General features: G+C 68.4%; 15 protein-coding genes. 10 read left to right on the top strand and 5 right to left on the bottom strand.

Annotation, left to right across the window (positions count from 1 at the left end; translation table 11 throughout):
- The first annotated feature begins 237 nt into the window (after positions 1 to 237).
- From OHB12_RS23965 to OHB12_RS23940, 6 genes are all read left to right on the top strand, one after another.
- Entirely contained in the window at positions 238 to 1,509 is a 1,272-nt protein-coding gene (locus tag OHB12_RS23965; protein ID WP_327110833.1) for an AI-2E family transporter, read from the top strand.
- The gene (macS, locus tag OHB12_RS23960) at positions 1,487 to 2,680 is read left to right on the top strand and encodes a MacS family sensor histidine kinase (RefSeq protein ID WP_327110832.1); all 1,194 of its coding nucleotides are present in this window, start codon (positions 1,487 to 1,489) and stop codon (positions 2,678 to 2,680) included. Before OHB12_RS23965 ends, macS begins: the two co-directional genes overlap by 23 nt.
- 76 nt (positions 2,681 to 2,756) lie before the next feature.
- Positions 2,757 to 3,422 (top strand): response regulator transcription factor, encoded by a 666-nt coding sequence (locus tag OHB12_RS23955; RefSeq protein ID WP_327110830.1) that lies wholly within the window; start codon positions 2,757 to 2,759, stop codon positions 3,420 to 3,422.
- An 82-nt stretch (positions 3,423 to 3,504) separates the two neighbouring features.
- Entirely contained in the window at positions 3,505 to 4,188 is a 684-nt protein-coding gene (locus OHB12_RS23950) for a DUF1707 SHOCT-like domain-containing protein (RefSeq protein ID WP_327110828.1), read from the top strand.
- Between the two features lie 213 nt (positions 4,189 to 4,401).
- On the top strand, positions 4,402 to 4,770 hold the full coding sequence (locus OHB12_RS23945; protein ID WP_327110827.1) for a MerR family transcriptional regulator: 369 nt from the start codon (positions 4,402 to 4,404) through the stop codon (positions 4,768 to 4,770).
- A gap of 803 nt (positions 4,771 to 5,573) precedes the next feature.
- Positions 5,574 to 7,151, top strand: coding sequence for a DUF2339 domain-containing protein (locus OHB12_RS23940; RefSeq protein WP_327110826.1), 1,578 nt, complete (start codon positions 5,574 to 5,576; stop codon positions 7,149 to 7,151).
- A gap of 23 nt (positions 7,152 to 7,174) precedes the next feature.
- Here the strand turns inward: OHB12_RS23940 and OHB12_RS23935 are convergent, their stop codons facing one another.
- The 4 genes from OHB12_RS23935 to OHB12_RS23920 are packed head-to-tail and all read right to left on the bottom strand — an operon-like array spanning position 7,175 to position 13,321.
- The gene (locus OHB12_RS23935; protein WP_327110824.1) at positions 7,175 to 10,378 is read right to left on the bottom strand and encodes an MMPL family transporter; all 3,204 of its coding nucleotides are present in this window, start codon (positions 10,376 to 10,378) and stop codon (positions 7,175 to 7,177) included.
- Positions 10,378 to 11,106: an NYN domain-containing protein gene (locus tag OHB12_RS23930; protein ID WP_327110823.1), complete on the bottom strand. Its 729-nt coding sequence runs from the start codon at positions 11,104 to 11,106 to the stop codon at positions 10,378 to 10,380. The genes OHB12_RS23935 and OHB12_RS23930 overlap by 1 nt, the downstream gene beginning before the upstream one ends.
- On the bottom strand, positions 11,103 to 11,915 hold the full coding sequence (gene trmB / locus OHB12_RS23925; RefSeq protein ID WP_327110822.1) for a tRNA (guanosine(46)-N7)-methyltransferase TrmB: 813 nt from the start codon (positions 11,913 to 11,915) through the stop codon (positions 11,103 to 11,105). The genes OHB12_RS23930 and trmB overlap by 4 nt, the downstream gene beginning before the upstream one ends.
- Positions 11,916 to 11,974: 59 nt before the next feature.
- On the bottom strand, positions 11,975 to 13,321 hold the full coding sequence (locus OHB12_RS23920) for a lipase family protein (protein WP_327110821.1): 1,347 nt from the start codon (positions 13,319 to 13,321) through the stop codon (positions 11,975 to 11,977).
- Positions 13,322 to 13,514: 193 nt separating this feature from the next.
- Between OHB12_RS23920 and OHB12_RS23915 the strand changes: the two genes are divergently transcribed.
- From OHB12_RS23915 to OHB12_RS23900, 4 genes are all read left to right on the top strand, one after another.
- Complete coding sequence (locus tag OHB12_RS23915; protein WP_327110820.1) at positions 13,515 to 13,718, top strand: hypothetical protein; 204 nt, start codon at positions 13,515 to 13,517, stop codon at positions 13,716 to 13,718.
- Between the two features lie 65 nt (positions 13,719 to 13,783).
- The gene (locus OHB12_RS23910; protein ID WP_327110819.1) at positions 13,784 to 14,917 is read left to right on the top strand and encodes a hypothetical protein; all 1,134 of its coding nucleotides are present in this window, start codon (positions 13,784 to 13,786) and stop codon (positions 14,915 to 14,917) included.
- Positions 14,904 to 16,535 carry a hypothetical protein gene (locus tag OHB12_RS23905; protein ID WP_327110818.1) on the top strand — a complete coding sequence of 544 codons (1,632 nt, stop codon included), beginning with the start codon at positions 14,904 to 14,906 and terminating at the stop codon, positions 16,533 to 16,535. The genes OHB12_RS23910 and OHB12_RS23905 overlap by 14 nt, the downstream gene beginning before the upstream one ends.
- 234 nt (positions 16,536 to 16,769) lie before the next feature.
- The gene (locus tag OHB12_RS23900; protein WP_327110817.1) at positions 16,770 to 18,602 is read left to right on the top strand and encodes a phosphoenolpyruvate carboxykinase (GTP); all 1,833 of its coding nucleotides are present in this window, start codon (positions 16,770 to 16,772) and stop codon (positions 18,600 to 18,602) included.
- A gap of 103 nt (positions 18,603 to 18,705) precedes the next feature.
- Here the strand turns inward: OHB12_RS23900 and OHB12_RS23895 are convergent, their stop codons facing one another.
- Positions 18,706 to 19,305: a hypothetical protein gene (locus OHB12_RS23895; RefSeq protein WP_327110816.1), complete on the bottom strand. Its 600-nt coding sequence runs from the start codon at positions 19,303 to 19,305 to the stop codon at positions 18,706 to 18,708.
- Positions 19,306 to 19,405: the final 100 nt, after the last annotated feature.

Here is a 19,405-nt window from a genome sequence, read left to right as displayed (position 1 = left end):
CTGTGTCCGGCTGTGTCTGATATGCGGCTGCCTCGCCTTCGCTCGGCCCGGCGCGGGCTGATGGCGGACTGTGTCCGGCTGTGTCTGATATGCGGCTGCCTCGCCTTCGCTCGGCCCGGCGCGGGCTGATGGCGGACTGTGTCCGGCTGTGTCCGATATGCGGCTGCCTCGGCGTTGCCCGGCCCGGTGGGGCTTGCTGGCGGACAGAGTCCTGCTGCGCCCGTTAGGCTCACGGAGATGACCGACCCGAAGTCAAGTTCAGCGCGGAAGGGCGGCCTGGCGGGGCCCGCCGCGGAAGCGGTGCATCCGATCGTGCGCGTGTCGGCGGAGTGGGGCTGGCGGCTGCTGGTGCTGTTCGCGCTGGCGATCGCACTCGCGACCATCGTGCAACGACTGGCCACGGTGGTCATCCCGCTCGCCATCGCGCTGCTCGCGGCCGCGCTGCTCGCGCCGCTGGTGGATTGGATGCAGCGGCTGGGGGTGCCTCGCGCGGTGGGGGTCTTCGTCGCGCTGGTCGGGTCGCTCGGCGTGGTCGCGGGCATCATGACCTTCGTCGTCGAGCAGTTCGTCGCCGGTGTGCCGCAGCTGACCGACGAGTTCACCCACAGCATCCATCAGATCCAGGACTGGCTGATCAGCGGGCCGCTGCAGCTGAGCAACGAGCAAATTCGCAACGCGGGCGACACTATCGTCAAGGCCATCCAGTCCAATCAGGACAGCCTGACCAGCGGTGCGCTCACCACCGCGACTGTCATCGGCGAATTGCTCACCGGCATTTTTCTGACACTGTTCATCCTCATCTTCTTCCTCTACAGCGGCGATCAGATCTGGCAGTTCGTCACCAGGATCATCCCTGCTCGACAGCGGGAGCGGGTGCGCACCGCGGGGCAGCTCGGGTTCGGGACGCTGGTCGGGTTCGTCCGCGCGACCGTTGCGGTCGCGGCGGTGGATGCCATCGGCATCGGTGCGGGGCTCGGCATTCTCGGTGTGCCGCTGGCGCTTCCGCTGGCCTCGCTGGTGTTCATCGGCGCGTTCATCCCGATCATCGGCGCTTTCCTCGCCGGGTTCATCGCTGTGTTCATCGCGCTGGTGACCAAGGGCCTAGTCACCGCCCTGATCGTGCTCGGCATCATCATCGCGGTGATGCAGCTCGAGGGGCACGTGCTGCAGCCGCTGCTGCTCGGCAGGGCGGTCAGCATCCATCCGCTCGCCGTGGTGCTGGCGATCACCGCGGGCGTGGTGCTCGGCGGGATCGCGGGTGGTCTGCTCGCCGTGCCGTTCGTCGCGGTGATGAACACGGCGATCCGGTCGCTGCTCGCGGACAGTCCCGAGGAGCTGTTCGAGGAACTGCGGACCGGTGACGAACACCGCAAGCTGTATTCGGCCGAACCGGATCAACCCGATCCCGGCCGGTTCGACGTGGCCGCGACGTTGGTCGAGGCGGCGGAGAAGAAGGCGGAATCCGCCTCCACCGGTCCGGAACCCGATGACGGCACGTCGAAGGGCTGAGCCGCGCTCGGCCGACGTGGCGACCACTCCGCTGTGGCGGGCAGCCCAGGCGCTGCGGCTGGTGACACTGCTGTACGCGGTCGGCCAGCAGATCGCCTCGGTGCCGTACTACACGAACCAGCGGCTGAGCTGGGTGCTCATCGCGTTGATGGCGGTGTGGTCGGGCGTGTCGGCGATCATGTCGGCGCAATGGCATTTTCCCGATGCGGTCCGGCTGCGCCGCTGGGTGGTGGCTGGCGACCATCTGGTGGTGATCGGACTGATGGCCGCCACGCGGCTGGTCGCCGACTACGACTGGTACCACGGGCATCAGACGTTGCCGACGACGCTCTGGGCCACCAATGCCGTGATCGGGGCCGCGATCCTGCGCGGTCCGATCGCGGGCGTGCTGTCCGGCGCGCTGATCTCCTCAGTGGCGCTGACCGTACGCGACCAGTGGGGACAGGACGTGTGGACGGATGCGACCGTGCCGGTGCTCGTCTCGGTCGGACTGGCACTGGGGCTTGCCGCCAACACCGCGCGCCGCGCCCAGGATCAGTTGGAGCGTGCCGTGCGCCTGACCGCGGCTACCGAAGAGCGCGAACGCCTTTCGCGCGAGGTGCACGACGGCGTGTTGCAGGTACTCAGCTTCATCAAGCGGCGTGGAAGCGAGATCGGCGGCGCCACCGCGGAATTGGCGCATCGAGCCGGGGAACAAGAAGTGGCGCTGCGGGTGCTGATCTCCGAGCAGGCCGATCGCCGTGACTCCGGCGGGGCCGAGGTCGATCTGCGGCCTCTGCTCACCGCGCAGGCCACGCCGAAGGTGTCGGTGTCGACGCCCGGCACTCCGGTTCAGGTCGGGCGATGGGCGGCGAACGAGATCGCTGCGGCCGTCGCCACCGCGCTGTCGAATGTCGACCTGCACGCCGGGCCGGACGCGAATGCTTATGTGCTGCTGGAGGACACCGGTGACGAGCTGGTGGTCACCGTGCGTGACGACGGCGTCGGTATCCCGCCGGGACGGCTGGCCGAGGCGGAAGCTGAAGGGCGGATGGGGGTATCGCGGTCGATCGTCGGGCGGATTGCGGCGCTCGGCGGGAGCGCGGACCTGCTGACCGAGATCGACGGCGGTGTCGGGTTCGGCACCGAATGGGAAATCCGGGTATCGCGGACATCAGCGAGCGGACAATGACCGCAGCCGAATTTTTCGGTCATGGTGGAGCCGAGCGCTAGTGGGGTGGAGGCGTGAGCGAGCGTAGGAGGCGCGGATGATGGACGAGGGGGCTCGGACCATTTCGGTGATGGTGGTGGACGACCACCCGATGTGGCGGGAAGGCGTGTCCCGCGACCTCACCGAGGCCGGATTTCAGGTGACGGCCACGGCCGACGGCGTCGGCGCGGCGACCAGGCGGGCCGCGGCGGTGCGACCGGACGTGGTGCTGATGGATATGCAGCTGCCCGACGGCAACGGAGCGCAGGCCACCGCCGAGGTGCTTCGGGTGTCGCCGGAGAGTCGGGTGCTGGTGCTCTCGGCGTCGGCCGAGCGCGCCGACGTGCTGGACGCGATCAAGGCCGGGGCGTCGGGGTACCTGGTGAAGAGCGCGTCGGCGGCGGAGCTGATCGCGGCCGTGCGCGCGACCGCCGCAGGTCAGCCGGTGTTCACGCCTGGGCTTGCGGGGCTGGTGCTCGGCGAGTACCGGCGGATGGCCACCGCACCGGCTCAGCCCGACGAGCCGCACCGGCCCGCGCTCACCGAACGGGAGACCGAGGTGCTCCGGATGGTGGCGAAAGGAATGTCCGCAAAGCAGATCGCGTCACGGCTCGGACTCAGCCACCGCACGGTGGAGAACCATGTACAGGCCACGTTGCGAAAACTGCAGCTGGCGAACCGGGTCGAACTGACCCGCTACGCCATTGAGCAGGGGCTCGAATAATCGGAGGATGTGACCCGGAGGGGCCGTGAATCGGGGATCGCCCTGATGTGTCCGGAGCCGAACGCTCGGTAACCTCGACAGCATGGGCGGCCTCGAATCGGTATCCAATGTGGTCGGCTCCGGCGGCGGAGTAGGCGACCGGGAACTGCGCGTATCCGATGTGGAGCGCGAACACGTCGGTCAACTGCTGCAGCGCGCCGTCGGGCTCGGCATGCTCTCGCTCGGCGAGTTCACCGAGCGGATGGACACCGCGCTGGTCGCCAAGACTCGTGGCGAACTGAACGCCGTGCTCATCGATCTGCCCGGCGTCCGGCTGGTCGGCCGGCCCGCCGTACCGCCTCCGACCTTCGTGAACACTTCGCCCTCGCTGGTCAAGAGCCAGCCCGGCACCGTGAACGCGGGCAGCGTGATCCGTGCGCGGATGTCCGGGGTGAACCGGCGCGGCCCGTGGCAGGTGGCGCCCTCGCTGTACCTGAACACGTGGCTGTCCGGCGTCACCTTGGACTTCACCGAGGCGATCATGTCCACCCAGGTGGTCGAGTTGCGCGTCGACGACTACTGCAGTTCGCTCAACCTGATCGTGCCCGCGGCGGCGACGGTGGACCTGAACGGTCTGGACCTGCTCGGCTCCAGTGTGAACAACAAGGTCCGCACCGGACCGCCGCTGGGGCCGCTGCACCTGGTTGTGCACGGCCGGATGCGATTCGGGTCGGTGACCGCCAAACATCCGTTCATCGCGCACTGGCGCCGTTTGATGGGTCGCTGAGCCGGAGTTCGGACGGCCGGGGTCGGCCAGGAAGGAACGGTCCGCGTAGTGCGCGGCCATGAGCGGAGTCGGGGTGCCGTCCGCCGCGGCGGACGCAGGTCATCGGGGCCACCACCGGAAGAGATCGGTGGCCATTGCGTTCGTCATGCGGGTATGGTCAAAATTTGACACTGATGTGAGATTTAAGTCGGAACGTGAAAGGCGAGGTGAGAGATGCGAATCGGGGAGCTTGCCGCACGCACCGGCGTCAGCGAGCGGTCGCTGCGCTACTACGAGGAACAGAAGATGCTGGTATCCGACCGCACACCCGGCGGCCATCGCGACTACCCGGAACGGGCGGTGGATCGGGTCATCCACATTCAGGAGTTGCTCGCGGCAGGCCTCACCAGCAAGAAGATCGCACAGATCCTGCCGTGCATGCGGGATGCGGACGGCGGCCCCAACGAGTACGCCACCCCGAAGCTGGTGGCCGAGCTGGAGACCGAACGGGATCGCATCACCCGTACCATCGCCGATCTCGTTCGCTCGCGCGACGTGCTCGACGAGGTGATCGATCGGGCGGCCGAGCACCGCGCGGTCTAGGTGTCGACCCCGATGCGCCGCGCGAACGCGCGCAGCGGCACTCGCCGGTCGTGGTGCAAATCGTTGGCCACGATCGGATCCGCTTTCGTCGGTGGGGTTCCACTCGGCTGCTGGGGTGGGCTGGTCCGTGTTTCGGGGACCGTCCGCGCAGAGCCGATTCGGACGAACCGGCCACATGGTGGGGCGACGTGGCGAATGTCGGGTAGATATCGGCTGTCTACCGGGGGTTTCTACTCATGCTCGGGAGGGGCGGCGGCACTGAGCATGGGGCTATGACTACATCTATCGATCCGGCGCTGATTTCGCGGCTTTCCGGTGGGTTCGCTGCGTTGGGGACGCAAATGGGTGTGCTCGGGCGGGATCTGGAGTTGCTGCGAGAGCAGGTTGCGACGGATTCGGCTGGAGTGCAGAGGAGCCAGGCTGCTGGTTATGCGGACGGTCTGGTGCCGGGTGGGACCGACGCGTCCGCTTCCCATGGTGTTGCGGCTTGGGCGTCCGGTGGGCTCGGGGACCCGGCGGGAGATCGGGTCTCGGCTTCGACCCCGCCAGGTGGGTCGATGGCGGTACCACCGGTGCCACCGCCTTGGCCCGGGCATGGTCCGATGGCCGGAGCAGCGATTCCCGCGTCGCCCGCGTACGTTTCGCGTTTCGGCACGCCGCCCGGCGGTGCCTGGGGCGGAGGTGCTTCGTGGTCGCCGAATGCGCGCGGGCCGATGCCGGGAGCCGTGCCGCCGCATCCGCCTGTCCCACCGCGTGGGCGTGGGCCTCGGGCTCCGCGGACCCCGTGGTGGCAGCGGGACGGTGTGATCAGTCGGATTCTGGCGGTGGCCGGCGTAGCGGTGACCCTGATCGGTGTGGTGATGCTGCTGGTACTTGCCGCGCAAGCCGGATTCTTCGGGCCGATGCCGAGGGTTGCCGCCGGTGCGGTGTTCTCGGCGGTGCTGGTAGGTGCGGGTGCACGAGTATTCGGGCGGACCGGAGGACGGGTTGGCGGCATCGCCCTGGCAGCCACCGGTATTGCGGGCGCATACCTGAATGTCGTCGCTGTGACTGCGATCTATCACTGGCTGCACCCGGTGCTCGGGTTTGCGGTGGCGCTCGGTGTCGCGGCTGGAGGCATCGGGGTGGCGATGCAGTGGCGGTCGCAGCCGTTGGCGGTGCTGGTCGTGCTCGGTGCTGCGCTTCTGTCGCCGGTGTTGACCACGGAGCTTGTGCTGCTCGCGTTCTTGATTGTGCTGCAGTTGGCCTGCGTGCCGGTGCATATGGTTCGGAAATGGCCGTATCTGCACGCGGCGCGGACGGTACCGGCCGTGCTGGCGACGTTCGTGTTCGTCGCGGGCGCGGTCCTCGACAGTCCCGCTCCGGGAGAGCGGATATGGCTGCTCGCGGCCGCGGCTGCGGTCGCGCTGGTCGGGCTCGCCGGGACGATCGTCGTCGTGCGGCGCACTCCCGCCGACCTCACCGCCTCGCTGATGACGGCGCTGGCGACGGTGCCGATGCTGACCGCGCCGGGTCTGTACCACCAGCGGCTCGGCGCGGTAGTCGTCGCGTCGGCTACCGCCGCGGTGCTGCTGCTCGTCGCCGCGGCGCCCATGGTGCCGAAACTGCGAGAGCACGCGAGGATTCCGGCGCACACGGCCGGGGTCGCCGCCGTGGCGGGCTCGATCGCGGTGCTCGAGGCGTGCGTCGGCGTGACTCGGCCGCACACCTTGCCCATCGCCTGGTTCCTGGTGGCGCTGGCCTTCCTCGGTGTGGCCGGCCAACAGCGGTCCCGGGTCGCGGCGGGAATCGGATCGACTTTCGCGGTGCTCGGCGGGTTCGTGCTGCTGAATGTCGCGGGGCCGGAAGTTCTCGCCTCGCAGCAGCGTTCGGAGGCGAGCCTCGGCGTTGCTACCGTGCTCGGCGCGGTGCTCGCGCTCGCGGTGGTCGCGGTGGCGCTGTCGTGTGCGCGGCGGCTGCTCGGCACGGCGACGAGCAGCGGGGTGCGGTGGATCGCCGCGAGTACCGCCGGGCTCTACGCCGTGACCGCCACGACGGTGTCCATCGGTGTCGCGACCGGCGCGCAGAACGGATTCCTCATCGGCCACAGCGCCGCGACGATTTTGTGGATGTCAGGCGCCACCGCCGCCCTGTTGTTCGGCCTCCGCAGGCTCGCCCGCTCACCCGCTGTCACGAGACTCGCCCTCGGCTCCGGATTGCTGGTCACCGCGGCCGCTTTGGCCAAGCTGTTCCTCTTCGACCTGGCGACCCTGGACGGTCTGGTCCGCGTCGCCGCGTTCCTGATCGTGGGCGTTCTGCTCCTCCTAGCCGGAACCCGCTACGCCCGCACTTTCGCCGAGGCGGGAGCCGGCCGCGACCCCGGTGATGCGGCGGTCCGCTGAGACGACCCAGTTACGGTGGTTGTTCACTCGCGATCGCGGCGGCGCAGCAGCTCGTTCACGCTGACCGTGCGTCCGTCGCCGCCATGGTGGCGGCCTTCGTCGGGCTTGCCGATGGGGCGACGGGAGGAACGGAGTTCGGCCATCCAGTTCTCGATGCTGCTGCGGTTGCTGTCCGGGCCGGCGGCGGATTCCGCGGTCGGCTCGTCGCTGGGCGCGGCGTGATGGGTGGGACTACTGGTGGCGTCACCCGGGGTAGTGGGTGGCCGAGGATCCGGTGGCGTGGTGGCAGGCCGCGGTGCCCCGTCGACCGCCGGGCCGTGCGCGATGCCCGACTCGACGGTCGGAATCTGTGCGAGGTCCGAGAGCGGTCCCGGCGCGGTGCTCGAGAGCCGGTGCCGTTCCGGCGCGATGCCCGAGTGTCGGTGCGGTTCCGGTGCGGTGCCTGAATGCGGGTGTGGTTCTGGTGCGAAGCTCGAGGGTGGGCGGAGCTCTGGTGCGGTGCCCGAGAACGGTTGCGGGTCCGGTGCGGCCGCGGTCGTGGGGGTCGGCCGCGGTTCGGGTGGCAGCACCGACGGCGTGATGGGGCGCGGACTATGCTCCGGGGGCGTCGACGGTGCACTTCCGCGTGGCCCGTTCGGCTCCCGCGTGAAGCCCGCGGACGGATTCGAACGCGGGCCCGTCGGATCATGCGGAATGGACATCGACGGCGGTCGCGGGTCACCCTGGTCGGGCGGTGCGGAGCGCGCGCCGTTCAGGGTCCACGGGCGGGGGTGATCGCCCTGTGTCGGTAGGGAGTTCGCTGCTGGTGCCGGTCGCGGCCGGGTCGGATCCAGGGGTGCGGGCGCCTGCGGTGTGGAAGGTGCGGGCGTTGCCGCAGGCGGCATCCGGTCGAACCGCCGGGTGGGCGCCTCGGCCTCGATCTCCTCGACGGTGCGCGGCCTGCGCGGTTTACGCGGCACCTTGTTCGGGTCGGCGACCGCGGCCATCTGCATGGTCACCGGGTCGGTAATCGGAGTGGTCTTGACCAGGTCGACGAGTTCGCCGCCGTCGGCACGCTCATCGTCCAGAATCGGTTCGCCGAGCCCGATCTTCTCCTGCACCTTCTTCATCCAGGCAGGCGCCCACCAGCAGTCGTCGCCGAGGAGTTTCATCGTGGCCGGAACGAGCAACATGCGCAGCACCGTCGCGTCGATGAACAACGCTGCGATCATGCCGTAGGCGATGTACTGCATCATCACCAGGTCGGAGAACGCGAACGCGCCGGTGACGACCAGCAGGATCAGCGCCGCCGCGGTAATGATGCGCCCGGTCTGCGCGGTACCGATCCGGACCGCTTCGGTCGTGCTCGCCCCCGTTGCGCGCGCCTCGACCATGCGCGACATCAGGAAGACCTCGTAGTCGGTCGACAGACCGTAGATGATCGAGATGATCAGCACCAGCACCGGCGACATGATCGGCTGGGGCGTGAAGTTCAACAGGCGCGCGGCATGACCGTCGACGAAGATCCAGGTCAGGATGCCGAGGGTGGACCCTAGTCCGAGCGCGCTCATCAGCGCCGCCTTGATGGGCAGCACCAGCGATCCGAAGGTCAGGAACATCAGCAGCGTCGTGACCAGCAGCACCAGCCCGATCATCAGCGGCATCCGGCCCAGCAGCGCGTCGATGCTGTCCTTCTGAATCGCCGGTTGGCCGCCGACCAACATCGTGACGCCATCGGGCAGTTCCATCGATCGTAGGAACTCGATGGTCGGATCGGCGTGTTCCGAATCGGTCAGCGTCGTCGCGGTCTTGAAGATGGTGCGATCGTTCGGCGCCGTACTCGGCGGGTAGGAGAACTCTCCCGCGAGCCCGGGCGCCTGGCTCGCGTTCTTGACCGCCTGACCCACCGCGGGTGTCAGGTCGGTGCTGTCGATCACGAAGACCAGTTCGATCGGATCGGACTTGCGCAGCGGGAAGACGCTGTCGAATTCTTTCTGCGCCAGCCGAGTCGCGTTGTCGGGCGGCAGGTAACGCTCGTTGATGCCGCCGAACTGGAGATTCTTGACCGGGATGATCAGCAGCAGCAAGACGATGCACAGCGGGATCGCGATCTTGAGCGGGTGCTTCATCACCCATCGGGTGGATCGGCCCCAGAACCCGCTCTCCACCTCCTCGGCGGTCTTGGTCTTGCGGAACCGCCTGAAGCCCAACATGTCGACGCGTTTGCCGAGCACGCCGAGCATGGCGGGCAACACCGTGATCGAGGTCAGCGCCGCCAGCGTGACCGTCGCGATCGCGCCATAGGCGACCGATTTGAGAAAGCCTTGCGGGAACAGCAGCATGCCGCCGAGGCTGGCGACGATCATGGTCGCGGAGAACACGACCGTGCGACCGGCGGTCATCACCGATCTGCGCACGGCGGCCCGGGTGCTGTACCCCTCCGCGAGTTCCTCACGGAATCGGCTCACGATGAACAAGCCGTAGTCGATGGCCAGCCCGAGTCCGATCATCGAAACGACTGGCGAAACGAACGAGTTCACCTCGGTGAACTCGGTGATGAAGCGGACGATTCCCCACGCGCCGATCACCGTGAGCCCACCGACGATCAGGGGAAGCGCGGCGGCGACGATCCCGCCGAAGATGAAAAACAGCAGCACGGCCACGGCCGGGATGGCGAGGATCTCCATCCGTTTCTGGTCGTCGGCCATGGTGTCGTTCAAGGTGCCTGCGACCGCCTGCAACCCGGCAACCTGCACGTCCACGCCCGGGATATCGAAGACGTCCTTCACCTTGCGGTAGTTGCGCACCATCTCGGTGTCGTTGTCGCCCCTGATGGCGATCGAGGCGAAGGCGTACTTCTTGTCCTTCGACCCGAAAAGGCTGGTCTGCGCGGGCGCCGCTTCGGTGCGCCAGTACGTCCCGTTGATCTTGGTGATCTCGTTCGGGTGATCGCGCGGCAGGCTGTTCAGGTTCGCGACGATCTTGCTGCTGAATTCGGGATCGTCGACGGTCTTCCCCTGCGGCGCCGTGTACAGCACGATGACGTCGGAGTTGTGGTCCCGGTCGAATGCCGCGTCCTTGATCTTCGCCGCGCGTGCGGATTCCGACGTGGGATCATCCCACCCGCTGGAGCTGAGGTGGTCTTCCAGACCGAGGCCGTAGGCACCGAGAGCCAGGAGCCCGGCCATGAGGACGCCGATGGTGGCGAAGCGCAGCCGGTAGACCAGATCGCCCCAGCGTGTGAACACTAAGCGACTCCTTGGGCGGGGCGAGAGGTGAGCAGTGCCGACAGCGGCCGGAACGGCTGCAGCCAAGCACCCTCGTCGGGCAGCGATTCGAGGCTCACTCGGGGCAGCGGTTCACGGAACACGCCCGGAATGTCCTCGAGGTCGATGAATTCGAGAGTATCGGATGTTACGGCCCAACTCGCGTGCTCGCGGAAGCCGAGTACCTGAACCGGCACGCCGGTGGTGGCGAGCTCCTCCAACGGTTCGCGGAACGCCTGGCCGTCGGCCGAGGCGACCATGATGCCTGCCAGGCCCGCGCCGCGGCTGCGTAGCGCGATATGCGCGAGCATGTCGGCGTCGACATCGGAGTCCTCATCGATCTTCGGTTTCGCGAAGACCGCGTAACCGACGTTGCGCAGTGCCTCCACCCATGGCCGCACGACGTCCGCGGTGCCCGGCGCGATGTTGGTGAAGACAGTGGCTTCGGGCTCGACCCGGTGCGCGCTGCCAACCGACAGTTCGGCGGTTCGTGCCAGCAGCCAGCGGCCGAGCGCGTCGAAACGGGGGCGGTAGGCGGCGGTCGGCCGCCCGCCCAGGATGGCGCCGAGGCCCATGTCGAGGTTCGGGGCGTCCCACACCAGCAGGGCCCGGCGGACGTCCGGCGTCACACCGCCGAGCCCTTCCGCTCCGCCCCCCTGCACCTCCCCGGCAACATCGACCACTTCGTGGGCAATCGCACTGACGCTCATCGGTCGATCTTCCCCCATATGAGCTCTGTGATGGCGCTACCGGCGCGATGTGCCTTGCCTTCGAATTTCGTGACCGGTCGTTCGAAGCCGATCGGCGCGGTCGCCCGATGCTCGGCGCTGACCCCTCCCGTGGTTTCGTTCAGTCCTCTGAGCAGTGGTTCTGCCATGCCGACCTGGTAGATGTGCTCCGCGTAGCCTGCGTGGTCGGTGGCGACGTGCAACACGCCGCCTTCCTTCAGACGATTCGCGATCAACGCGACCGTCGCAGGCTGCAGCAGCCGCCGCTTGTGGTGCCGCGCCTTGGGCCACGGGTCGGGGAAGAAGACGCGAACGCCCATGAGCGATTTCGCGGCAATCATGTTTTCCAGCACATCGACGGCGTCGCCGCGCAGCAGTCGGATGTTCTCGATCCGCTCGCGCTCGATGCGCTGCACCAGCTGGGCGAGGCCGGGTTGGTAGACCTCTATGCCGATCAGGTTCAGGTGTGGTTCGGCCTGTGCCATGGTGGCCGTCGCGGTGCCGGTGCCACAACCGATTTCGATCACCAGAGGGGCGTCGCGGCCGAACCAGGCGGACACGTCCAACGGCTCATCGGCGACTTCGCGGCCGATCGTCGGCCACATCCGGTCCCAGGATTGCTGTTGGGTCGCGGTCAGCGCACCACGGCGGGACCGGAAGCTGGTAACCCGTGGATACAGGCGGGAGCCGGTCTTGCGTCGGGGCCCGCCTTCAGCCGGAGCCGAAGCTGTGGACGGCGGGCCCGGAACTGACTCGGCAGTATGGTTCGCGGCGTCGTTCACGGCATCCATTGTCCAGCATCGAGCGATCGGTGCGGCAGTCGGTCGCGCTCGGATCACTGAGCGGGAGGTCAGGCGGCGCGCGCAGGCGCGATCCGTGCCGCGTGCGCCTGCTCCTGGCGCAGCGGACGGCCCAGTGCGACCTTGGCCGCGGTCACCGCCATGCCTAGCAGGCCGCGCATTCCCGCGGCCGAGGCCGCGACCGACCATACGGTCGTATCCCTGGCGTCGCTCACCGGTTGCCCGGCGAAACGCTCGGCCAGCCAATCCAGGCTGATCGGAGTGGACAGCGGCAGCAGCGAGAAGTGCTCGCTGAGCCGGTCGCGTACATAGGTCACCCTCGCGCCGCCGCGCCGGTAACGCGCTACCTGACCGTCGATGCCGTCCACATGGATGATTTGGTCGTGCACTGGCTGCACTACGAGCAGTGGGCAGGCGGGTGTCGTGTTGCCGAGCCGCAGATCATCGAACATCGCCCGCAGTTGCGGTGTGTCGAGCACCTCGGCGAGCGGGCGGCTGAGGAAGTCGTCCACCTTCTTGTTGGCCAGCCCGAGGATCGCGCCCAACGGTGTCGCGTTCTCCGCGCGGATGACGAAGCGGTGGCCCTCCGGCGTCAGCTCGTTGTCGATCACCGCGGCTAGGGCGGGATACAGCCTGCGCAGTGCGGCGATCACGATGGCGGGCAGGCCCGAGTAGGGGGTCCCGTTCAGACGGTCGAACACCTGGCGGGGGTCGCCGACCGGTGCGCCGAGCACCGCGCCGACGATGTCGAGCTCCGGCGCGTACGTCGGCGCCATCTCGACTGCCCACGAGCTGGCCATTCCGCCGCCGGAGTAGCCCCACACCGCCACGCGGGTGTCGGCGCCGAGTCCGAGCGGGGCGAACCGCAGGGCGGCGCGAATGCCGTCGAGTGTCCGGTAGCCGGGCTCGCGCGGGGCACCGAAGTTTCCGTGCGGGCCCTCGTGGTCGGCGATGGTGACAGCCCAGCCGCGGCGCAGCGCGTTCGCGACGAGCAGCCATTCGAGCTGGGTGACCGAGCCGAGCGCGTCGGCGCCGTGGCGCAACGCATACGACGGCGAACACTTCTCCGTGACCGCGTCGATCGCGGTCTGGAACGCCAGTAGTGGGCGGTCCTCGTCCGGCTCGGCGCCGATCGGCAGCAGAACCGTCGTGACCGCCGCTTCCGGGGCGCCGTGCAGGTCAGAGCTGCGGTACAGTAGCTGCCACGCCGAGACCTGTTGGGGGACAACACCGAAAAGCGCCAGCTCGATCTTCCTGCTGCGGAGGATGGTGCCGGGTGTCTTCGCCCCGAACCCCTTCGGTGGCCGGTGGAATGGATCCCTGCTCGGCAACGGGGGCGTGTGGTCCGCGGCTGAAGCGGGCTCCGGATCGACAGTGCCGATGACATTCGCGGTCATGACACCTCCTCATCGTCGAGTCGGTTGCTGCATTCGAACGTTGCGTTGATCGAAGCGTTATTCGAACATTGCGTTTTGGTAACGGCCGGACCATAGGAGGGTATATGACCGACCGCAGGTCTGGGAACCCCCTGGTACGAGGCCGCGGGACTAGAATTCCCGGCATAAGCAGACCGGCAGTGTTCATCGCGTAGTGACCGGGACGACGAAGTCGTTGGGCGTGCGGCTGACCTCGGACGATGTCGCCGCCGGAATCTGGGACGCCACGCGCGGGCGCGGCAGGCTGCCGAAGGTGCACTACGAGATCGGCGCGCGGGCAAAGGTACTGGCGACCGTCGCCAAGTACGCGCCGAACTGGGCAGTGCGGACCGTGAACAAATACTTCAGCGGCCGCTGAGCGGTCGAGCCTGTCCCGAGACCCGACTTCTGACAGAATTGCGCCCCGTAAAGGGGGTGCGCAGCATGCAGACAGCCACCGAATCTCATGGACCGCTGCGGGAGCGCGGCGTACCAGCGTCCGAACGCGAACAGCTGGACAAACTGCTCGCCGAGTTGCGCTTCGGGACGGGCCGGGACGTGCAGATCGGGTATGCCGCGGCCGCGGCCGTCAGCGCCTGGCGTAAACCGCCACGCATCCAGGTGACCGGTCGCGCGCACGCGGGACGGACCACGGTGCTGCACGCGCTCGCGCTCATGTCCGCGGTGGAGACCGAGCCGGTGGACGAGCCGGGGCTACCCGATCCGGTGCTCGACGCTGACATCGTCGTGTATGTGCTGTCGGCCGCGCCGACGCCCGCCGACCGTAGGATGCTCGTCTCGCTGCCGCCGGGGCGGACGGTCGTGGTGCTGAACAAGGCCGACGCGATCGGCGCCCGCTGGGGTGACGCGGTCGCCGCGGCTGAGCAGTACGGCAGGGAACTCGGTATCCCGGTGCTTCCGGTGGTTGCGTCGCTGGCGGCGCGCACCAGGGCGGGTGCGGTGACCGGCGACGATCTCGCCCTGCTGCGCAGGCTCGCCGCCGAGGCGGACCCGTCGCTGATTCTCTCGCCGGATCTGTTCGTCGCGCCGGGGCCGGATCTCGCGGAGCGCGAGCAGTTGTTGCAACGTTGGGATCTATACGGCGTGGTCTGCGCCTGCGCCGCCCTGCGCCACCACCCGGAGCTCGCTGCGCAGGCGCTGCTGCAGATCCTGCACGCCGCGAGTGGAATCGACGCGCTGCATCGGCTACTGCACCGCCGCTACGAACAGGTCTCCGCGCTGCGCGGCGGCGAACTGCTCGACGACCTGGCCCGGCTCGCCGCCCGCGCGGTGCCGGGCGAGGGCGAGCGCGCCCGCGACGTCCTCGAGTCCTATCTCTATGGTGATGACGCCCTCTGGCTCGGACTCTGTGCGGGGCTGGCCCGGCCCGAGGTCGCACACCTCGCCGCGGGCTATCCGTCCCCGGCGCCCTCCGACGCCGACGACGCGATATCGCGCGCCGCCCGCTGGCGCGCCGTCGTCTCCAGCGACATGCCGCCCGCCGCCCGCCGCGCGGCACTTCGCGTGCACAACGGTTACATCCGACTATGGGAACGGATGAGTAGTGCCGGACTCTGAACCTGCGGAACCGCCGACGGTGACGTCCACTGGCGAGACGGCTGATTCCTACCTCGAGCGGCCCGCCGCGGCAGAGCGGGCGGAGCACGCAGTCGTCCACCCCGCCGACGATCCGCCTGAGCCCGCGCCGTCCCCCGAGGTCGAGGCGGTGGTGGCTCGATGGAACCCACAGGGCATCGCCCTGCTGCGCGCGGTGCACGGGTCCGGCGCCGCGAGCGCGGTCACGGTGATCGGCCCCGCCGATGCCGACGCCGCGCTGCTGCGGACCGAACTGGCCCGGTTCGAGCCGCGCGTCGAACTGTCCGAGCCGCTGCCGGCCGCGAGCACGGCGGTGGAGACCACCGCGTCGCCCTCGGGCAGCGTGCCGTCGGCGGTCGCGCTGATCCTGCTGGACGCGGGCACCACCATCGGCGCGGACATGCTCGGCCTGATCGGGAGGCTGCGCGCGGACGGAACGCGAATTCTGCTCGCCATGAACGGCATCCACGCCTACCAGGACTGGCGTGCCGTGCAGTCGCGCAACCTGGAGCTGTTGGCCGCCCAGGGTGCGGCCGACCTGGCCATCGTGCCGGTCTCGGTGCGGCTCGCGGTGGCGGCCCGCACCGCGGGTGACGCAGGACTGCTGGATCGTTCCGGCCTCGGCGCGCTGCATGCGGAGCTGACCGCCGCGGCTTCGGGCGCCCACGCGGCAAGCGATGAACGGCTCGCGGCGGTCACCGGCCGGGTCCTGGCCGATACGCGTCAGCGGGTGGTCGAGCAGGTGTCCGCGCTGCGCTCCGGCTCCGAATCGGCGCGGCTGCGCGAGGAGCGGGCGGTGCTGCTCGCGGGCCGCGACGGTGGACGCGCCACCGCGATGTCGGCACTGCGCGGGCAGCTGCACCTGGCCAGAGTCGACCTGATGACTGATATCGGCGCGCAGGTCCGTGCGCTGCACACCACCGTTCGCGGCGAGCTCGAGCGGCTGCGCCGCGCCGACCTCGACGGCTACCCCGACCGGCTCCAGCAGGCCGTCACCGAACTGGCCGGCGCCGTCGACCGCACCATCGACCACCGTCTGGCCGAACTCCGCTCTCGCATGGACAGCGTCGAGGGTGATATGCCACCGCGACGGCGTGATCCGGCCCCGCGTGTCGGCCCGGACCCAGAGCCGAGACATCGGGGTGTCGAAGATCACCTCATGATCGCGCTCGGCGCGTCGGCGGGTGTCGGCCTCGGTCGCCTGCTGGTTGCTCCGCTGTCGCTGCTGCCCGCGCTCGACGTCGCCAGTGTGCCGGTCACTCTGCTGCTCGGCGGCGGCGCCGCGGCCTGGGTGGTCCGTGCGCGCGGACAGCTGGCCGATCGAGCGCACATCCGGCAATGGGTGGCCGACGCATTGGTCAATGTAAAAGCCCAGCTCGAGCAGCGGGTGGCGACCGCGCTCGTGGAAACCGAAACCGTGTTGGCCGATCGCGTGGTGCAGGCAAGCACCGCGCGAATGGTCGACACCGACCGCCGCGTCACCGAACTGGAGGCCCGGCTGCGGCGGAAGGCGGCCGAACAACCGGGTCAGCTCGCCGCATGCGAGCGCGATATCCGAATTATCGATCGCTGGATCTTGCCTGTTGAAGTAGGTAACTGATTGGGTACACAGTGAGGAACCCGATTCCGTACCGGTCGTCACATCGCGTTAACCTCTAATCAGGAACTTGGGTGTCCGCTAAGTCCTGGTACGCCGCCCATCCTGGGTGCGCTTTCGACCGGTCGTAGCGGGTGCCTTCCCGCCAACGGTGGCGCTCGGTGCATTCGCGCTGGTCATGGGCCTAGGGCCAGGCGGCGAAGCATCGAACAGCCGCCCATCTCAGGAGAGTTTTTCATGACCTCAGCGACCATTCCTGGTCTTCGTGGATCCGACGGCAAGGCGCCGACCGAGCACAGCGAACTACTCGCCTGGGTACTGGAAGTCGCAGAACTCACTCAGCCGGAGCGAGTGGTCTGGGCTGATGGTTCGGACGAGGAATGGGACCGGCTGACCGAGCAGCTCGTCACGGCGGGGACGTTCAAGCGGTTGGACGAGAAGAAGAAGCCGAACTCCTTCCTCGCGCTCTCCGACCCCTCCGACGTCGCCCGGGTGGAATCCCGCACGTTCATCTGTTCCAAGACCGAGGCCGATGCGGGCCCGACCAACAATTGGGTCGACCCGGCCGAGATGCGCGCCATGATGATCGAGCTGTACCGCGGCTCGATGAAGGGCCGCACCATGTACGTGGTGCCGTTCTGTATGGGCCCGCTGGGCGCCGAGGATCCGAAGCTGGGTGTCGAGATCACCGACTCCGAGTACGTCGTCGTGTCGATGCGTGTGATGACCCGCATGGGTACCGCCGCCTTGGAGAAGCTCGGCACCGACAAGCCGTTCGTGAGGGCGCTGCACTCCGTTGGCGCGCCGCTGGACGAGGGCCAGCCCGACGTGCCGTGGCCGTGTAACGACACCAAATACATCACCCACTTCCCCGAGGACCGGGAGATCTGGAGCTACGGCTCCGGCTACGGCGGCAACGCACTGCTGGGCAAGAAGTGTTACTCGCTGCGGATCGCGTCGGCGATGGCCCATGACGAGGGCTGGCTGGCCGAGCACATGCTGATCCTCAAGCTGATCTCCCCGGAGAACAAGGCCTACTACATCGCCGCCGCGTTCCCGAGCGCCTGCGGCAAGACCAACCTCGCGATGATCCAGCCGACCGTGCCGGGCTGGCGGGCGGAGACCCTGGGCGACGACATCGCCTGGATGCGTTTCGGCAAGGACGGCCGCCTCTACGCGGTGAACCCGGAGTTCGGCTTCTTCGGTGTCGCGCCGGGTACCAACCGCAGCTCCAACCCCAACGCCATGGCGACCATGGAGGCGGGCAACACCGTCTACACCAACGTCGCGCTGACCGACGACGACGACGTCTGGTGGGAAGGTCTGGAGGGCGAGCACGACCACCTGATCGACTGGAAGGGCAACGACTGGTACCTCCGGGAGACCGAAACGCTTGCCGCCCACCCGAATTCGCGCTACTGCACGCCGATGGCGCAGTGCCCGACCCTGGCTCCCGAGTGGGACGACCCGCAGGGAGTGCCGATTTCGGCGATCCTGTTCGGCGGCCGCCGCAAGACCACGGTCCCGCTGGTGACCGAGTCCTTCGACTGGCAGCACGGCGTGTTCATGGGCGCCACGTTGTCCTCGGAGCAGACCGCCGCCGCCGAGGGCAAGGTCGGCACCGTGCGTCGCGACCCGATGGCCATGCTGCCGTTCATGGGCTACCACGTCGGCGACTACCTGGGTCACTGGATCAACGTCGGCAAGAACGCGGACGCCGCGAAGCTGCCGAAGATCTTCTACGTCAACTGGTTCCGCCGCGGCGCCGACGGCCGGTTCCTGTGGCCGGGCTTCGGTGAGAACTCCCGCGTGCTGGAGTGGATCATCGGACGCATCGAGGGTTCGGCCGACGCCGAGGCGACCGCGATCGGCAATGTGCCCACCGCCGCGCAACTCGACCTGGACGGACTCGACGTCGACGCCGAGGATGTCGACGAGGCGCTCGTGGTGAGCGCCGACGAGTGGCGCAAGGAGATCCCGCTGATCGAGGAATGGTTCGAGTTCGTCGGCGACAGGCTGCCTTCCGGTGTGCGTGACGAGTTCGAAGCGCTGAAGCAGCGTCTGGGCTGACACTCCTCCAAAACTAGCACCGCCCGCACCATCTGGCAGATGGTGCGGGCGGTTTTCTATTGCGCGGCAGGCTTTTTCCCGTGGCGGAGGCCGAGTCGGAACCTCACTCCTTGTCGCCGGCCGGCTTTTCCTCGTCGTACGGCTGGTTCATGGTGTTCTGGAACTTGATCGCAGAGGCAATGCCCACCGGGATACCGAGCACCGCGGCGCCGACGATGGCACCCAGCCCGCCGAGCAGACCGGCACCGGCAAGGCAGCCTGCGATGACGGTGAGGCCTGCGGCATCGAGGATGGGCGCCCCGAAGACCGCACCGGCCACAGCACCGACACCGCAGCCGACGGCCACGCCGATCGCGCCACCAGCCAGAGTTCCGATCGAGGTGGCCATCTGGAACTCGTTGACAGCGGCCTGTATCGCCGCGTCGAACCGCTCGGTGCGGGGATCACCGCCGATTTCGTCGAGATGCATATCCGGCGTCGCGGCTTGCGCAGCCGCCTTCACTTCCGCCGGAGCCTGCACGGCTTCGAGGGCCTTCGGCTCGACCGCGAAAGACGCCACGCCGGCCACTGTGTTGCCAGTCGCGTCCTTCACCTGGAACTGTCCGCCCTGAGTGATGAGGGTGGATATCCCGGTCTCGATGACCACGGATTGGTCCAGAGTGTTGCTGGTGTACTGCACCCCCGGCACGATCTCGGTACTCAATGTGCGCCCGTCCGGCATCGCCGGCCCGGCCACCGCCGTAGCGGACCCAATTCCCACGGCACTCACAACCGTCAAGGCAATAACGGTAGCGCGGGTGACT

The organism is Nocardia sp. NBC_01730 (assembly GCF_035920445.1).
Lineage (GTDB): Bacteria > Actinomycetota > Actinomycetes > Mycobacteriales > Mycobacteriaceae > Nocardia.
The sequence above is the reverse complement of the archived record's forward strand: the minus strand, read 5'-3'. Positions and strand labels throughout refer to the sequence as shown.